At 36.9% G+C, this 15,742-nt stretch carries 12 protein-coding genes and 1 pseudogene; 5 read left to right on the forward strand and 8 right to left on the reverse strand.

Annotated elements, in window-relative coordinates; translation table 11 throughout:
- The first annotated feature begins 125 nt into the window (after positions 1 to 125).
- A complete protein-coding gene (locus tag F0365_RS15370; protein ID WP_169934511.1) occupies positions 126 to 2,504 on the forward strand; it encodes a T9SS type A sorting domain-containing protein in 2,379 nt (792 codons plus the stop codon).
- 405 nt (positions 2,505 to 2,909) lie between these two features.
- Here the strand turns inward: F0365_RS15370 and F0365_RS15375 are convergent, their stop codons facing one another.
- A complete protein-coding gene (locus F0365_RS15375) occupies positions 2,910 to 5,345 on the reverse strand; it encodes an alpha/beta hydrolase family protein (protein ID WP_169934512.1) in 2,436 nt (811 codons plus the stop codon).
- 159 nt (positions 5,346 to 5,504) lie between these two features.
- Between F0365_RS15375 and mnmE the strand changes: the two genes are divergently transcribed.
- Positions 5,505 to 6,941, forward strand: coding sequence for a tRNA uridine-5-carboxymethylaminomethyl(34) synthesis GTPase MnmE (gene mnmE / locus F0365_RS15380; RefSeq protein ID WP_169934513.1), 1,437 nt, complete (start codon positions 5,505 to 5,507; stop codon positions 6,939 to 6,941).
- 101 nt (positions 6,942 to 7,042) lie between these two features.
- Here the strand turns inward: mnmE and F0365_RS15385 are convergent, their stop codons facing one another.
- Positions 7,043 to 7,759, reverse strand: a complete 717-nt coding sequence (locus F0365_RS15385; protein ID WP_169934514.1) for a hypothetical protein — start codon at positions 7,757 to 7,759, stop codon at positions 7,043 to 7,045.
- A gap of 542 nt (positions 7,760 to 8,301) precedes the next feature.
- Here F0365_RS15385 and F0365_RS15395 point away from each other — a divergent pair.
- Positions 8,302 to 9,927, forward strand: a complete 1,626-nt coding sequence (locus F0365_RS15395) for a tetratricopeptide repeat-containing sensor histidine kinase (RefSeq protein WP_169934515.1) — start codon at positions 8,302 to 8,304, stop codon at positions 9,925 to 9,927.
- A 2-nt stretch (positions 9,928 to 9,929) separates the two neighbouring features.
- A complete protein-coding gene (locus tag F0365_RS15400; RefSeq protein ID WP_169934516.1) occupies positions 9,930 to 10,595 on the forward strand; it encodes a DUF5932 domain-containing protein in 666 nt (221 codons plus the stop codon).
- A gap of 413 nt (positions 10,596 to 11,008) precedes the next feature.
- On the opposite strand, the gene F0365_RS15405 is transcribed toward F0365_RS15400, so the two are convergent.
- The 6 genes and pseudogenes from F0365_RS15405 to F0365_RS15430 all read right to left on the reverse strand — a co-directional run.
- A complete protein-coding gene (locus F0365_RS15405) occupies positions 11,009 to 11,860 on the reverse strand; it encodes a universal stress protein (RefSeq protein ID WP_169934517.1) in 852 nt (283 codons plus the stop codon).
- 62 nt (positions 11,861 to 11,922) lie between these two features.
- Complete coding sequence (locus F0365_RS15410) at positions 11,923 to 12,768, reverse strand: universal stress protein (protein WP_169934518.1); 846 nt, start codon at positions 12,766 to 12,768, stop codon at positions 11,923 to 11,925.
- Between the two features lies 1 nt (position 12,769).
- Positions 12,770 to 13,624 carry a universal stress protein gene (locus F0365_RS15415; protein WP_169934519.1) on the reverse strand — a complete coding sequence of 285 codons (855 nt, stop codon included), beginning with the start codon at positions 13,622 to 13,624 and terminating at the stop codon, positions 12,770 to 12,772.
- Positions 13,625 to 13,635: 11 nt separating this feature from the next.
- The gene (locus F0365_RS15420) at positions 13,636 to 14,292 is read right to left on the reverse strand and encodes a universal stress protein (protein ID WP_169934520.1); all 657 of its coding nucleotides are present in this window, start codon (positions 14,290 to 14,292) and stop codon (positions 13,636 to 13,638) included.
- 42 nt (positions 14,293 to 14,334) lie between these two features.
- Positions 14,335 to 14,481, reverse strand: a complete 147-nt coding sequence (locus F0365_RS15425) for a hypothetical protein (RefSeq protein ID WP_169934521.1) — start codon at positions 14,479 to 14,481, stop codon at positions 14,335 to 14,337.
- Between the two features lie 301 nt (positions 14,482 to 14,782).
- Positions 14,783 to 15,028: pseudogene (locus F0365_RS15430) on the reverse strand (helix-turn-helix domain-containing protein); the annotation flags it as partial.
- A 78-nt stretch (positions 15,029 to 15,106) separates the two neighbouring features.
- Between F0365_RS15430 and F0365_RS16830 the strand changes: the two are divergent.
- Positions 15,107 to 15,727 carry a transposase gene (locus tag F0365_RS16830; RefSeq protein WP_410505460.1) on the forward strand — a complete coding sequence of 207 codons (621 nt, stop codon included), beginning with the start codon at positions 15,107 to 15,109 and terminating at the stop codon, positions 15,725 to 15,727.
- The last annotated feature ends 15 nt before the right edge of the window (positions 15,728 to 15,742 follow it).

The following is a 15,742-nucleotide window of genomic DNA, read 5'->3' on the forward strand; positions in this document are numbered from 1 at the left end:
TATAATTTTGATAATCGACAGGTTACTACATCGTTTTCGTTAGTTTTATATAAAACATTTCATTCCGATTGATAAGTAATTTAATTTGCAATTAGATTGTTAAAACTTTTAAGAACCCATATCCTATGAAGCCAAAATACGCACTTAGCTTAATTACATTTTTAATCGTTTCCTATGGAATCGCTCAAGTTACTTTCTTTGGTAATGGGAATAGTGGTTTTGGTGATGCTATAGGAAGTGGAAACATCGTTATTCAAGAAACTGCTGGTACCATTACCATCAACATAACTAAGGGAACTGCCGATTTTAATGACACTATGGTGATCTATTTTGATACCGGTGCTCCTGGAAGAACCGTCATCAATAGCGATGTAGAAGATTTTCAAGATCAAAACAGACAAGCCATTTCATCTGCGGGGCCTAATTCTTCAACTATTACTTTTCCTCCAGGATTTGAAGCCACTCACGCTATTGCAGTAAATACTGGATTTGGTGGTTTATGGAGTATTCCAGCAACTGGATTTGTCGGTAATGACGGACTCCCTTTTGTAACTGCTGTAGGACAGCCAGCATCTAATACATCAAGTCTTTTTCAAATGACGTTTACCTATGCCGATTTAGGCATCACAAATACTGCTGATGGATTTGACTTTGTTGCTACTTACCTCAACGGAGGTAACGGGTTCCTATCTAATGAAGGTTATGGAACAGGATTTATTTCCAGCAACCATGGAGACCAGCGTACCCCCTTAAATTTTGAAACTTATTTCAGTTACCCAGATGATGCTATTTACGGTATCGCAAGAACTTCTGCTTCTGGATTTTACAATAGTAATTTGGTGTGGCAAAACGGCAATATTCCTGCCGCGACAGATCGCATCATTATCGATCACTCCATCGCCACAGATATTCCGGTAACTGTTGATAATGAAATGATCATCAATGCTTCCAAAAGCTTAACTATTTCTGCCAATCAAACACTAACTCTAAATGGCAGCTTACAAAATGATGGCCAGCTTACATTTGACAGTAATGCAAATGGAAGTGCTCAATTTATTAATGGAACTAGTGCGAGCATATCCCAACCTGTAAATGCAAATCGATTTATCCCTGCTTTGACTCATACCCGTCGTGCCTTCCGTTTTGTGACTTCTTCAGTAACCACAACTGGAAGTATTTACGATAACTGGCAAACTGCTGGAGCTTCTGTACCTGGTGTGGGAACTCATATTACTGGATCTACAACTGGTGCCAACGGTTTTGATACGACTATTTCTGGAGAACCATCTATGTTTACTTATGGCATCCATCCAGTTAGTGGAACCTTAGACTGGTATGAGGTGGCAAATACCGATGTGGCAAACTTGGCTGCTGGAAAGCCGTATCGCTTGTTCATTAGGGGAGATCGTAATTATAACCTTTTATCTTCACCGACAGATCCAGTAAATAGTGATGTTATATTGCCAGTTACTGGAACATTAAACCTAGCAGCTACCGTAAACTCTGGAGCCTTAAATTCTAGCGCAGGTGATTTTAGCTTTGTAGGGAACCCTTATCAAGCAACAGTTGATATGAATCTAGTTAGTAAAAATAATATCAACCCTAATTTTATATATGTTTGGAATCCTAACGCTAGCACTAGAGGTGCTTATGAAACCGTATTAGTAGACGGAATGAATCCAGATGCGAATCAATACGTGCAACCAGGACAGAGCTTCTTCGTTACTACGGTGGCAAACGGACCTGCTGCACTAGATTTTAAAGCTGCTGATAAAGTAGTTGCTCAAAATTCAGTAGGCTTATTTTCTACTTCTAATAATAGACCAGAAATAACGATCTCTTTAAGTCCAACTGGAACTATAAATAATAGACTCGACCTTTTAAGAATTTTCATGGATGGTGATAATACGGTAAATACATTTGACGCTTTAAAACTTCAAAATCTTGATGAAAGTCTATCCTGCAATAAAAATGGACAACTCTTTAGTATTGAAAGCAAAGCAATACCAGTGGATGGAGAAGTGATTGCTCTCGATATTCAAAACTACCGAACTACAGCCTATTCTTTTAGCATAGCCTTGAACAATTTAAACGCTGGGATCAGTGCAAAATTACATGACAGCTATTTGAATACCAATCATGATCTTAATGATGGTGACAATACAATTTCTTTTATAGCAGACCCAGCAATTACTGGTGCTACAGCAACCAACCGTTTTTCATTACAGTTTACCAATACCACTTTAAGCGAGATGGATAAAAAAGAAGATCTCTTTAGTTTCTATCCAAATCCTACAGAAAATAGTAGGATTGTTTTAAAACTGAATAGACTTCAACCTGGGACTGATTTAAATATTTATGACACTTTAGGTCAGTTGGTTTATACCGCTCAGATGAACGAGACAACTGCATCTTTAGATCTTACAACAATAGGAACTGGAATCTATTTTATTAAAGTTCGTTCTGGCGATCAATCAACTACTAAGAAGTTACTAATCAAATAAAGTTCACATCAAACCATAAGACCCCTCGAAATGACTTTCAAGGGGTTTTTTATTTGGAAAATTTTTGACCAAGACCCATACATATGCAAGAATTAAAATATTTTCCGCTAATGGTTTATTATATCCTGCACCTACTTTTATAATGGCTTGTTACTATATTTAGAAATAAGGCTGTTGTTACTCTAGCTGTATATAGCGATTTATCATTCAAGTGAATATCCTGTCGCTTACCCAACATGGCCCAAAAACTCGCCTTATGTTTTTTATTTCTTCTTTGAGATCAACTAACGAATTTGATAGAGAATTTTATCTAAAAAATAAAAACTCTGCAGAAAATACTACAGAGTTTTTATGATTTTTATTTAATAACATACACCCATCAAGACTTTTTATATTCTTTTAGGCCTACTCTTCTACGACTCTATTCTTTACATATTTCTCCAACCACATATCTTGTTCCCATAAGACGTGCAGTATAGATTCTTTTGCACGATAACCATGACTTTCCTTAGGCAACATCACCAGTCTTGCCGTTGCTCCTAGTCCTTTTAAGGCATTGAAATAACGCTCGCTTTGTAATGGATAGGTTCCTGAATTATTATCTGCTTGACCGTGTATGAGAAGTAAAGGCTCGTCTACCTTTTCTGCATTCATGAATGGAGACATGGTGTTATAGACCTCTGGCGCATCCCAGTAACTGCGTTCTTCACTTTGAAAACCAAATGGTGTTAAGGTTCTATTGTAAGCACCTGATCTCGCAATTCCGGCCGCAAAAAGGTCTGAATGTGCCAGTAGATTTGCGGTCATAAAAGCGCCATAGCTATGACCTCCTACGGCTACTCTATTTCTATCTATATAGCCCAATTCATCCACAGCATCGATTGCTGCTTTTCCATTTGCTACCAGTTGTTTTATAAAGGTATCGTTAGGCTCTTCATCTCCTTCTCCAACAATAGGAAATGCAGCATCATCCAAGACCACATAACCTTTCATCACCCAGTATACAAAACTTCCATAACTAGGATAAATAAACTCATTAGGGTTTTGGGTGTTTTGTGCTGCACTAGCTTTGTCCTTAAATTCTCGTGGATATGCCCAAAGAAGCATCGGCAACTTTTCCTTTTTACTTTTATCGTAATTAGGAGGTAAATACATAGTGGCGCTTAACTCCAGGCCATCATCTCTTTGGTAGGTAATCAATTCTTTTTGAACATTTTGCAATCCTTCAAATGGATTTTCAAAAAACGTAATTTGCTTTAAATCATTTTTGCGATCTATATCCCTGATGTAATAATTTGGGTAAGTAGTAGGTGATTCTATACGAACTAAAATTTCACCCTTATCCATATCTATAGCCTCCATCAAGTTCTCCTTTTTATCTGTATAAGCAGATTCATAAAGCCTTTTTGTTTTCTTCGTCTTCAAATCCATTTGATCTATAAATGGAAACTGTCCCTTATCAGAATACCCCTCCCCAATAAGAAAGGCTTTATTTCCATTTAACTTTAAAACATTTTGATCCCATGTATTCTTTGTAGTTACAAAATTACCCGGATCAGAATACACATCTTGATAGTTGCGGTCGCTGATAATCACTGGTTTTTCATTAGGATCATTAGGATCAAAAACATAGGTGCGCTGGTTGCGAGTGTTCCACCAGTAATCATAAGCAATGGCTGTATCTTCATCGCCATAAGTCACACCCCTAAAACGATCTATAGTCTTCAATAACTCTACTGCAGTTCCTTTTTCAAATGGTGCCTCCCAAGAATAGAGTGCATCGCGATAGGCTACTTCATTTGCAGGGTCTCCACCATCTAGCGCCAGCACATAATGTAAGGTATGTGGTCGGTCAGATCGCCAAGAAAGCTCTCGTATTCCTTCCCGCTCCGACATAAAACCTTTGGGCATCTCTTCTATAAGTGGGACATCATTAACTGGTGCTACAAGCTTTGCACTGCTGTCATAAACATCCATCTGTTTTGGAAACCTACCGTAAGTTACGATATAAGAAAACGGCTTTTTAAGCTGCGTCACTAATACATGAGAACCGTCTGGTGAGAAAGAAACTTCACTGTACATAGCACTAGGTAAAAAAGCACTCTTAGAACCGTCTAGTTGTACTTGTACGAGCTTACTTAACGCCAACTGCTCAAAATTATGCTCGTCAGAGGGGTTTTTAAGAAGGTCCTGATAGGTTCTATTTTGAGCTTTTGACCCATCGCTGGTAGAAATAGTAGGTCCAGATGGTACTTCTACACTGGTGTCTATCAATGCTTTCTTATCGTCAGCTAGCATTTTTACCAACAATGATTTCCCATCCTTAAACCAGCGTATAGGGTTTCCCATATTGGCATTTACCGTCGCACTGGTTAGCTTTGTTGCCATAGCTTTTTCCGTATCGAGAATCCATACTTCGGTACCGCTTTTGGCGGTATGCGTCATAGCAATCATGGACTGGTCAGGCGACCAATTGATGTTGGATAGTTTTGGTTGATCTGGCAAGCCAGTAACAAACTGTAGATTCTTACTGCCTACTTTTTGAACGGCAACTTTATCGTAAAAGGTCACACGACTACCTATCTGAGTAGCTGGATTGATGCGCAGGCCACCCAGTCTCATTTCTTTTTCTGAAAGCTCTTCAATGGACTTATAAGTATCTCTGTAGAGCAATACCATAATTTCAGTAGCGTCATCGATAAGTGTTGTTGGTGGTCGATCGTAATCCACCAGTGCCATTATTTCTTCAGACGGCTGCTGGTAGTTTAATTTTTCCTGCGATGTCGCTTTAGAGAAAATGAAAATGGCGCATACAAAAAAGTACCAATAGGATTTATTCATGATAATAAGCTTTTGATGATGGATATAAGGATCACAATTTAATGAATTTTTACATTATAACAGGCTCTTATAAAAAATAGAGCGTTCTGTACCTGCCTGCTTTAAAATATAATTGGGTAATCCTTATTCATTATTTTAGATTCCCATTACCTTTGTAGTATGTTTAAAAATGATACTATTGTTGCATTAGCAACTCCTGCTGGCTCTGGTGCTATAGCCGTAATTAGAATCTCTGGTTCGGATGCGCATCGTATTGCAGGGGCTATTTTTGTTCCCGCTTTCGCGAAAGCGGAATCCAAATCATTACAGGAAACCTATAATAAATTAGGAGCAAATACGGTCACTCTCGGACACATCTACCATGGCGACCGAGTGATAGATCAAGTATTATTAACCAAATTTGTCGCACCAAGATCATACACTGGCGAGCATGTGGTAGAAATTTCATGTCACGGTTCCATCTATATCCAACAAGAGGTCATAGCGATTTGCTTGAAGAATGGCGCACGCATGGCACAAGCTGGAGAATTTACTTTACAGGCCTTTTTAAACGCAAAAATGGATCTTTCACAAGCAGAAGCCGTAGCCGATTTAATCGCTAGTGAAAGTGAGAGTGCGCACCAGATTGCCATACAGCAAATGCGAGGTGGTTTTTCTAGTGAGTTAAAAGACTTGAGAACACAATTACTCAATTTTGCCAGCTTGATAGAGTTAGAACTGGACTTTAGTGAGGAAGACGTAGCCTTTGCTAACCGTGATGAGCTTAGAACACTATTGAATCGCAGTCAGCAAACCTTGAGAAAACTCATCGACTCCTTTGCTTTAGGAAATGTATTAAAAACAGGTATTCCAGTTGCTATAGTCGGCGAACCTAACGTAGGGAAATCGACTTTATTAAATGCATTGCTCAATGAAGAAAAAGCTATTGTAAGCGATATTCCGGGAACTACACGTGATTCTATTGAAGATGAAATCAATATAGAAGGGATACGCTTTAGACTTATTGATACAGCGGGATTGCGGGAAACCACAGATACTATTGAAGGAATGGGTATACAGCGTTCTTATGCAAAGGCAGAACAGTCCAAACTGGTTTTGTATTTACTAGACGCTACCCAACTCAATACAGCTCCTGGAATTATTCATTGCTTGATGCGCATACAAATCATGCGCGAAAAATTTCCTGATAAACCTTTGGTGGTTATTTTGAACAAGATCGATCAGATATCAGGACTTGAACATGCTGAAATCACCAAAAAAATTCAAAAAAAATCACCAGACACCATTCTGATTTCGCTCAGTGCCAAATCTTATGTTGGTGTAGAAGAATTAAAAACTGCACTGGTACAAAGTTTTAATAGCGGTGCCCTTTCTCAAGATGATTCTATCGTAAGTAATGCCAGACATTACGATGCCTTACAAATGGCCTATAGCTCCTTACTAGAAGTACAAACAGGAATAGAGAACGATATCTCCAGCGAATTTCTAGCCATAGACATACGCGCTACAGCAGAGTCTTTAGGCATTATTACCGGAGAAATTACCAATGATGAACTGCTTGGTAATATATTCTCTCAGTTTTGTATTGGGAAGTAAACCCTACAAAACAAACAAATAAGAAACCAGTACTAAACCACTAAAAAGTCCTCTAATACAGGGCTTTTTTTATGTGTAACTAGGTGACCTTAAACTTAGTTCTACTTCTTCCCACACACATATTTGTCAATCATATATTGACTTATAGATTTTAATGTCTTTCCTGTCTCTGGGTGAACTCCCGACCCCGTAAAATATTCTACCTTCTTATTTTTGTTTTTTCCATACCAAAATCGAACGCTGCCATCGGTATTAAAGAATAGGGTATCGCAGCTGACTTCTACTTTATGAAATGACGAAATTCTGTTTTCGTTGTACAATAGGAGTTGTTTTATACGGTACTTATTGGCATCAAAATCAACTTCTATATATTGATTTTCTTGCCAAAGCATCCATTTTTGTCTTTGTGTATAGTGGTAGGTCCAAAGACCAATGAGCACTATCAAACTCATACTGATTAATAGTAGTAGTTTATTGGGTAGCCATCCTTTAGTTTCTTTGGCCACCTCTTTTATTTGATCTCCCGGTAGGCCAATACTTTCTACAAAACCTTGATAATTTTCAAATCCTAAGTAGCGACACAAACCATTAATCACTGCCAATTGCTTGATACTTATATCCTTATTTTCTTCTTTCCACTTCTCTGCAGCAGCTCGATAATCCCTTAAGCTGCGCTCGCCTAGATCAAAGTCTTCCCTATCTGCTATAAAAATAGAAAGTTCTAAAGCAATCTCAGTTCGAGAAGGCTTTTGAATACCTCTTTTTTTGATTTCCATCGCTGCTTTATCAAAAGCTTTTAATACTAATATTTTATTCATCTAACTGATATTCAATTTATTAATTACTGGAAAATTATTGGAAATTAATTTCCAAAACATTTCCAACCTTCTTCCAATTACTACAAGACAATCTTCCTTCATTTGTTTTAGAATTGATTACTGCCTTACTCGTAATAGGGCTTACGAAAATCAAATCTATAATGGAGTTGCAAAGTGAAACGAGGTTGCCATTTGGGAAGTAATTACTTCTTTCATTCCTGCTTCTCCACACTTCCCAATGAAGAGTTTTCTCTTCTATTAAAAGAACCTGTTGCTACATAAATTAAAATCTGAGAACATCTCGGACAGCAACACTTATGTCAAATTTTAAACATCAAATATGAAAAAATTAATGTTAGTATTCGTTACAGTGATCCTTAATCTATCTTTATTCTCTTGCACACCTGAGCATATAGTAGACAACACTTCTAAGCCACAGGCTTGTTGTGATGATGAAGGAAACCTTCCTCCTCCTCCTCCACCTCCTGAAGAAGGTACTGGAGGTTAGATAAATTTCTAAATTTTATTAATACTTTCGAGGAATGAAAACCAACCTCACTTCATTCCTCTTTTTTTGTTTATACCTTTTATTTATCAATAATCTAAATGCCCAAGTAAGTGACAGCCTTAGCTATTATTCTAGCTTAGTTTACAATCCTAAAGAACCAGATCATTTAACAAAGGCCTACAAGTTTTTCACTCAGAAAAAACTAGAATACGCTCGTACAAAAAAATATAAGGCAGAAGTATATGCGACTCAAAACTTAGCCGTTATTCAAAAAAAACTAGGCTATTATGATGAAAGTGAAAAGTTAAATATTGAAAGTATACAGCTTATAGATTTAATTAAATCAGAGAAAGATGACCCTTGGGTTAGCAGTTCAAAAGCATCCACCTTGATTGAATTGGCTATCATTTATAGGGATAAAAAGGACTATGAGGAAGCTATTAAAATCTACGACCGAGCTTTAAAGTTGACGAATCTACCAACTGCAAAGAGTATGATTCAAAACAATAAGGGAGTGGTATACTTATATAAAAATGAGCTATATAAAGCTTTAGATCAATATCAATTAGCCTATGAAACCGCCAAAGAAAGTAAGGATGTAAAGCAAATCGCTCGTTCCTTGGATAATTTAAGCTTTATAAGGTCTAAATTGAGTTTACCTCATGCAGAAGAAGGTCTTTTAGAGGCTTTAGACATGAGAATAAAAATAAACTTCTCCTATGGCATCGGTACAAGTTATGGACATTTAATACTGCATTATGAACTTCAACAGGATACATTAAAAGCAATTTCATATTCCGATAAATATTTGAAATTAGCAAAAGAAACTGGGATTTCTGAACAAATTAGAAACGCACTAAAGCTCAAAATAGAAATTGGAGATGACACCACAGCTGAGGAATATATAGCCATTAACGACAGTATCAATTCTGCCAATAATCTAGCAAGAAACAAATTTAATTATTATGCTTACCAATATGACAAAAAAGAAAAAGATCTCAAAATTAGTAATTTGAGAAGTGAACGCTTACTCTATTTGGTCATAGGTAGTGCTTTTATCTTTATTGCAGTCTATGTTATTCTTAAATACAAACACAAAAAGGATAAATTAGAAGAAATTTATAAGACAGAAACTCGTATTTCTAGAAAAATTCATGACGAAGTAGCAAACGATGTGTATCATGTCATGACCAAACTTCAAAATGAAAACAAAGACGTTCTGGACGATTTAGAACATATTTACAACCGTACAAGAGACATTTCTAAGGAGAGCAGTAGCATTGATCTCAGCATGAGCTATCCAGAACTTTTAAACGATCTTTTTCTTAGTTACCATAATAAGCAGGTGGCTATTATTACCAAAGACCTGTATCAGATCAATTGGGATAAAATAAGTGATCTCAAAAAATCAACTGTTTATCGGGTGTTTCAAGAGCTCCTGACCAACATGAAAAAGCATAGCAATGCCTCTATTGTTGTGTTCAATTTCTCCCAGGGAAATAAAAAAATCAGCATGAGATACAAGGATAATGGGATAGGTAGTAAAATAAAAAAAGGAAATGGCCTTCATAATACGGAAAACCGTATCGCTTCCATAAATGGAACCATTATTTTTGATTCAGAAGAAGGTAAAGGCTTTAAAGTAATAATTACAATTTAACCATGTTTCAAAAAGTATTGATATCAGATGACTTTGGCAGTATTAACCAAGGCGTGCTAAAAGTGTTAGAGCAATTAGGTCTTCCAGATGCAAAACAAGTGCAATACTGTGATGATGCCTATTTACAAGTAAAGAGTGCTCAAAAGAATAAGGATCCTTTTGACCTATTCATTACGGATCTCAATTTTAAAATAGATCATCGGGAACAAAAATACTCCTCAGGGGAAGCTATTATTGAACAATTAAAAAAAGAAGTGCCGCAGCTTAAAATCATAGTTTACTCTGTAGAAGATCGATTGCAGAAAGTCAGACAGCTGGTCAGTCAACTCGGAGTAAATGCGTATGTATGTAAAGGTAGAAATGGATTAGTTGATTTATCAAAAGCCATTGCGGCTGTTTATGAGGACCACTTATTTTTATCTCCTCAAATTGAACAAGCACTGCAACCTAAGAACAATTTGGAAATAGATGATTACGACATAGAACTCCTAAAACAACTGGCTCTAGGACATCCCAAAGAATCTATCAGCGAGCTTTTTAAAAATAATGGTATTTCACCGAGTAGTTTGAGTGCTATAGAAAAAAGGCAGAGCAAACTATTTATTCAATTTAGTGCCAATAACGCCGCGCATCTGATAGGTATTGTCAAAGACCTCGGTCTTATTTAATTTGTCCAATTGAGGGAACCCGTAAGTTATTTTATATATAGTTTCCTATGTTTATATCAATAATTAGTCGCAAGGCTATTTCCTTAGGGGGGAGACTGAGCACATACTTTTACAGTATGTGCTTTTGTGTTTTTATAGCTTGCGCTTTCCTGCTGGCAGCCCTAGCGAGAAAGCGGAATAAAATCAAATTACTTCAATAATAGTATACCTCAACACTATACCACGGCTTCAAGCTCAAGACACTAGGCTATTAGGTTGGAGTAGTCATCAACTTTCTTTTTCATCGCAGTGGGTTTCTAGTTGACTGTTATAAGTATTACGTTCTAATGGAATCTCTTGATGTGACGCACAAAATTATCTCTGCCTCCATTAATTAGCTACTCTATGACTTATTAAGGACACATATGAATTCTCTAGTTGCGCAAATTATGCATGACCAGTAGTGGTACTTTATCAAACATTCCCAAGTCCTTTACCATAGGTGTGGTAAATATCTTTTCAAAAAAGCCATGTTTTCTATTGACCATAGCTACTAATTTACTTTCCCTACTTTCCACAAAACTGCGTACCGCTAGACTACGGTTAGTACTGCTCAAGTGATGAAAGCTGAATTTTGAGCCTTCCAGACATTCTGACAACACCTCCATATTAGCCTTTTGATTTGCTGAGAGTTCTTTTTGGGGATCTACATAAAGCACGCAGATTTCTGACTCATGTTTTATTGCTATCTGCACCAGCTGCGCCAGCTCTCTTTTTTTATAACTATCCTCATAATTAGTTGGGAAAACAATCTCATTCAATGTTCCCAGTTTTACATCCATGGGAACACCCAGGACAGGGCAATTGCGTATTTCTTCCATGGCGGTAACCGTATTGCTCCCAAAGAAAGTACCGCTGTGATTATTTCTCCCTTTTGTTCCCATGATGACCAGTTCCAAATCCTTTTTTGAAATAGTGGACTTCATCACGTCTATAGGAGCGCCATATTCAGATATCGTCTTAAAGGTATGTTTGACATCTGGATTGAGGGATTTTAAGGTCTCCAATGTTTTTTTTAATTCCTGCTTGGATAAATTGTTGGCCTTATCAATAGAAGTAACCCCAAATTCTGAAGCCTTTATATCACCAATATCAAACTCATTAATGGAATACGAATTCATTAAGTAGAAAACGCAGTTTTGATTTTTAAACAAACTAGTCGCAAAAGTTATGGCATTCCAGGCATTTTTGGAAAAGTCAGTTGGAATAAGGATTTTCTTTGTCATAGCATGGCTTTTTAAGTTGAAATAAGATTAATCTACAATAGAATGATGAACTATGATATTTATCAGTTCGCCTCTGGGAAGATCAAAAAAGGCAATTTCGTATGAAATGAGATTCTTTTTATAACGGGTTCATCTACCAGATGTTCAAAAAAGCTTTTAGAATAATCAATCATTACCATCAGATCAATTTCTAGGTCTTCTTTAAATTCATAAATACAGTTTTCTATAGAGGAATACTTTTCAATCACATGAAAGCTAAAATCTACATCGCTCAATAATCCCTTTAACTTTTGTAGATGCCGCTTCTGCTTTTCAGATATCTCTAGTGTATCATAGATCTTGATGGTTCTAACGGTCGACTCCCATAATTTAGCAAGTTTTAATAGCGGATTCAATTCTTCCTTGAAATAGAAATTTTGAAAGTCCGTTGCAAAACCTATGTTGCTCAACTCCACAAACTCTGCATGTTCAGGAACGATAAGCAAGGGAATAGTGTGACGTAGAGATACAATATCAAAAGTGGTACTGCCAAAGAAGATCTCCTTCAACCCTGTAGCTCCTTTGCTTCCCATGACGATATACTCATAATCTGACCCTAGTAATTCATCAATAATGTTACTGAGATGACCTTCTCTCGCCTCCCAGTTATACGTGTGATTTTCAAACTGACTGCTCCCACAAACCCCTGCCTTTAAATCTTCCATCTGTTTGAGAGTATTAATTTTTAACCTCCCGTAAACTCTCTTCAAAGCAGACGGGCTCTTATTTCCTAAAAATTGCAAGGCAGAAGGCTCATAAGCATGCAGCACAGTAAACTCGACCACCTCTTTCTGAAAAAGTAATTGTGCATATTTCAAGGCATTGATGGAGTGATCACTAAAATCAGTAGGTATAAGGATCCGTATCATATCATATAGCTTTTGCAGGTGGTAATATCAAAAAAGGAACTTCTGCATGATGAACAATCTTTTTAACTACCGGAGTGAATAAAAGGTTCTCAAAAAAATTATGACTGGTATGCACTAAAACCAAAAGATCAATAACATGTTGCAAGTGATAATTTTCAATGGCCTCATAAACGTCCATACCTTTACATAGTTCAGTAACATGCGCATCTCGTTCAAAAAAAAGCTCCAGCTCTTTCTTGTTTCTCTTTTTAGCATCATTCAACGCGATGCCATAATAGGCGTTCAGAAAAACCAATCGAGAAAGGTGACTGAAACATAAATTATTAAGGAAAGTGAGCCCTTCTTGTTGATTCCCGCTTTCATAATTAGTAGCAAATAACACCTCTTTTAAATTTATAAAACTGTACTCTTGAGGAACACCCAACAGTGGGACTTTACAGTGTTTAAGCGTGTGCATTGTCTCTGAACCTATGAATACTTCCTGGAGTCCAGTAGCTCCTTTAGTTCCCATAATCACGCAATTAATATCATAGTCATCAACGATAGTATTGATTTCAGATGCCAGCGTATTAAAAGATGTAATTCCTAGAAAGGTATGAATTTTTGATGGAAACTTATCTTTTATATTTCTAATCGCCTTTCTAATATTTTCCTCTGATTGCGATTTGTATTGTTCCCCTATATCAACATTAACAGTCGTGAAATCTTCATAAATGGAGGGCGTATACAAATAAATAGGGGTGTACACATTGAGGACGTAAAATGTACAAACATTACTTTTCAAAAGCTGTACAGCATATTCCAAAGCATTGATAGATGCCTCTGAGAAATCTGTAGGAAGTAGGATGTTTTTCATGGCTTTTGAATTTATCGTGGTAGGTTTTGCAGGATTAAAAATGGAATAGTAGTATTGAGACCCTCCCTATCAATGGTGCTGGTACGGATTAAATTTTCTATATAGGTATGTGTAGAATTCACCATAACGACAAGATCAATATCGTGATCATGGATGAAACCGTTTATGTTTTCAGGAATGCAACCGCTCTTTTGATGGAAGTAGGTTTGCTCGCGTTCTCTAAATCTGTATTCCCAGTATTCTTTAACGTCAACCTGCCGCAGTGATAATTGGTCAACATCAGAGATGTAGAGCAAGTGCAATTTTGAACGGTAGCTATTTGCTAAAAAACTGATCATTTTCAGTTCCCGACATTGATAACCAAGACTTAATTCTGAAGGAAATAAAATACGCTCTGGTCTAGAAAACTTGTACTTACTGGGAATACCTAAAACTGGACAATTCACATACCTAATCACTAGCAAGGTATTGCTGCCATAGTTGCCCTTAGGGTCTGCTGTCATCCCTTGAGTTCCCATCAAAACTAGGTCTGCGTTTTCCTTGATGACGATCCTGTTGATTTCATTTAATAAAGTACCAAATTTTGCAATGGTGCAAATTTCAGGAGAAGGGTTAGGCGAAAATTCTGTGATTCTATCCTTTAAATCCATCAGCTTTTGCTCATACATCTTTCGTTTCTCCTGCTTATTCTGCTTCAGGTTTTCTTTGGTTTATATCGCAGTATTGTCATAAACCTCATCTGCATAAGCGTAGATCAGGATAAATTTTGTGATCTCATATTTAAAGTACTCCACAGCACAACTCAACACATTGAACGCGTTTTCTGAGAAATCGGTAGGAACTATAATGATGCGCATAACTCAGTAGCTAGATATGCTCAAATTTAAAAAGTGCTTTCCTTCTTAACTATGACCTTTGTCAGTTATGGTAATATCAGTAAAACTCGATGTGTAGATCCCCAGCGGTCTGAAAATAAACTCCCTCTAATTTCCTCTTGTAATTAAACTCTAGAAAGTGGATGTATTGCCGAATTTGCGTCCTTATTATTTACATTGTTCCGCTTTCCTACTTCGACTTCGCTCTGCGTAAACCTTTGCGTCGTAAGGCTACTCGAAAGCACCAATTATAAAGTCATAGCACAAATCCCAATATGGAAATCTAATCCACCAACTCTAAGCCGGATTTGTCCATCAACCGAATGTTGCGACCTTCGATTTCTATAAGGCCTTCCTTTTTAAAACTGGACAGCGTTCTGATCAGGCTTTCTGTAGCAATTCCTGCAACACTTGCCAGATCGTTTCTAGCAATCTTGATGCCTTCTCGAGGTGAATTATTCAAGATCGAGGCAAACTGGAGGATCGTTTGTGCCGTTTTCCTTCTGACAGAACTATAAGACCGTTGCAGGGTAAAAACTGTATAAACCAGCAATTAAAACAAGTCTAATTATTTGTTATTCAAATTGTTGAGTCTTATTTTTACTACATGAAATCACAGAAACAGCCCACTTTAGCAGACACAATTTGTGATTTGCGAGCAAGAAAGATAAAGACAACGTTTTTCACTCAAATAAACGAGTTGATCGATTGGGACAGCATCGAAAAATTAATAGATTCCGATTATTCTAAAGGAAAAAGTGCTGTGGGCAAGCCTTCCTATAGCGGCTTGTTGTTGTTTAAGATGTGTCTTTTGCAAATTTGGTATGGATTAAGTGATTATGAAGTAGAAGATCGATTGCAGAAAGTCAGACAGCTGGTCAATCAACTCGGAGTAAATGCATATGTATGTAAAGGTAGAAATGGATTAGTTGATTTATCAAAAGCCATTGCAGCTGTTTATGAAAACCACTTATTTTTATCTCCTCAAATTGAACAAGCACTGCAACCTAAGAACAATTTGGAAATAGATGATTACGACATAGAACTCCTAAAACAACTGGCTCTAGGACATCCCAAAGAATCTATCAGCGAGCTTTTTAAAAATAATGGTATTTCACCGAGTAGTTTGAGTGCTATAGAAAAAAGGCAGAGCAAACTATTTATTCAATTTAGTGCCAATAACGCCGCGCATCTGATAGGTATTGTCAAAGACCTCGGTCTTATTTAATTTGTCCAATTGAGG

Source organism: Nonlabens sp. Ci31, assembly GCF_012974865.1.
Classification (GTDB): domain Bacteria; phylum Bacteroidota; class Bacteroidia; order Flavobacteriales; family Flavobacteriaceae; genus Nonlabens.